The following is a 1,835-nucleotide window of genomic DNA, read 5'->3' as shown; positions in this document are numbered from 1 at the left end:
CCTGCGGGCTTTGCTGGCTGAGCGTCCTGAGTTGGCCTATCGCATCATGACCGTTCGCGAGCACATTGCTGCGGAGGTGGTTGATTACCTGCCGGAGATGGCCAAAGCCGGCATCCAGCAAGCCAACATGGAGCACCGCCGCAATCATCTAGAACGGATCACCTCAGCAACAGGATCCCTACCCGTTACCCACCCGGAAGCGGGATCCCCCCCACAAAACCCTAGGCTCGAAACGGAGTGACACCGATCATGCAAACCTTACCGAAAGAGCGCCGCTACGAAACCCTCTCCTATCTGCCGCCGCTGACGGATCTGCAGATCATCAAGCAGGTGCAGTACATCTTGGATCAGGGCTATATCCCTGCCATAGAGTTCAACGAATCTTCTGAACCGACGGTTCGCTACTGGACGCTGTGGAAGCTGCCCCTGTTCAGCGCCACTTCTCCCCAGGAGGTGCTCAGCGAAGTGCAGGCTTGCCGCAGCGCCTACCCCAACTGTTTCATTCGCGTGGTGGGGTTCGACAACATTAAGCAGTGCCAAGTGCTCAGCTTCCTGGTCTATAAGCCCAGCGGCCTGCGCTAAGGGAGCTCTGGTCAGCGAAAGGGGAGAGCTTCTCCCCTTTTGGTCAAGCCTCCTGGCTTGACTTCTTTGTATGGCCGTTCTCGGTGGCACGGCAATAGAGACCGTGGTTCGGTAATGGTCATGTACAACGTTGCCGTCAACGGGCAACCGGGGTTGGGAACTAGCCTCGTTGGTCTCGGATGTTGCAGCACTCCTTCAGAGACCTGCGGGTCTATGAAGCAACTGGGACAGAGGAAGGGACAAAAACCTCACTGTTAAGGGGATGGGGCACTAGAAACCCCATCTGCCTATACGGTGGGGTAGTTCATGGTGACCCTATTTCTAGGATCCGATGCCCATAAGGGATCCCAGCCCTACCGCCAGAAGAGCGGCCAGGGTTGTTTGAATACTGTTTACAACTTCGTTGGTCATCCAGGCCAAACGGGGTTGCAACACCACTCCCATCCAGCTTTCTGCCAAGGTGGCCAGGATCCCGGCCAGCCAGCAGATGCCCAACCAAAATGGGCTTTCCCCCACCCACTCCCCGCCAATCCCCCAGGCCAACCCGGCCATCCCTGCCGCTGCTGCCACTCCCGCCAGGGATCCCTCTAGGCTTACAGCTCCTTCTGTGCCCGCCGGCACGGACTGGAAGGTGGTGATTAAGAAGGTCTTACGGCCATAGGCTTTCCCCACCTCGCTGCTGACGGTATCGGCCAATTTCGCCGCGAAGCTGGCGCTGTATCCCAACCACCACAGGGGATGCGGGAAGAAAGCATATCCCACCGCACATACTGCCCCGGTTAAAGCGGATCCCCAGACGTTCTCCGGCCCTCGCGCCCCCTCTCGCTTTTCGGCGATCCCCTGCGCCTGCTTGCGCCGGATCCCCAGTTTGGTTACGGCTGTTCCCACTAAAAAATAGGCAGCTACCACCGCGTAGCCCCGCCCCCCCAGCCCCCTCCACACCAGCAGGCCCAGCAGGCCCGCGTGGATGACCCCTGCTCGCGTCAAAGCCTTCTGAGGGCTCAGCAGACCCAGCACCACCAGAGCCAGGTTGAGCCAGAGTGCCACCCCCCACTGACTCAGAAGCCACGCTTGCCACATAAACGCTCAGAAGGGGGTGAAATTGCAACCGAGGTTGACATTCTCCCTGCCCTAAAGGGTAAGGATTCTTTCCCAGGTCGCAGGATGATCCCCACTTCCTGGGCCACACCACCCTTGCGAGTGATGGGGGATGCCATGACCCCAACTACTGGGATGAACTCGCAGATACTTTT

At 58.9% G+C, this 1,835-nt stretch carries 3 protein-coding genes; 2 read left to right on the top strand and 1 reads right to left on the bottom strand.

Annotated elements, in window-relative coordinates; genetic code table 11:
- A partial coding sequence (locus NW856_RS13280; protein ID WP_414400641.1) for a chaperonin family protein RbcX occupies positions 1 to 241 on the top strand: 241 nt, incomplete at its 5' end.
- An 8-nt stretch (positions 242 to 249) separates the two neighbouring features.
- Positions 250 to 582, top strand: coding sequence for a ribulose bisphosphate carboxylase small subunit (locus NW856_RS13275; protein WP_011434136.1), 333 nt, complete (start codon positions 250 to 252; stop codon positions 580 to 582).
- Positions 583 to 903: 321 nt separating this feature from the next.
- Here the strand turns inward: NW856_RS13275 and NW856_RS13270 are convergent, their stop codons facing one another.
- Positions 904 to 1,662 carry a TIGR00297 family protein gene (locus NW856_RS13270; RefSeq protein WP_414400640.1) on the bottom strand — a complete coding sequence of 253 codons (759 nt, stop codon included), beginning with the start codon at positions 1,660 to 1,662 and terminating at the stop codon, positions 904 to 906.
- Positions 1,663 to 1,835: the final 173 nt, after the last annotated feature.

This window comes from Synechococcus sp. R3-13, assembly GCF_047462195.1.
In the GTDB taxonomy this organism is placed as follows: domain Bacteria; phylum Cyanobacteriota; class Cyanobacteriia; order Thermostichales; family Thermostichaceae; genus Thermostichus.
Note: the sequence above shows the minus strand (reverse complement) of the source record. Positions and strands in the feature narration are given on the sequence as shown.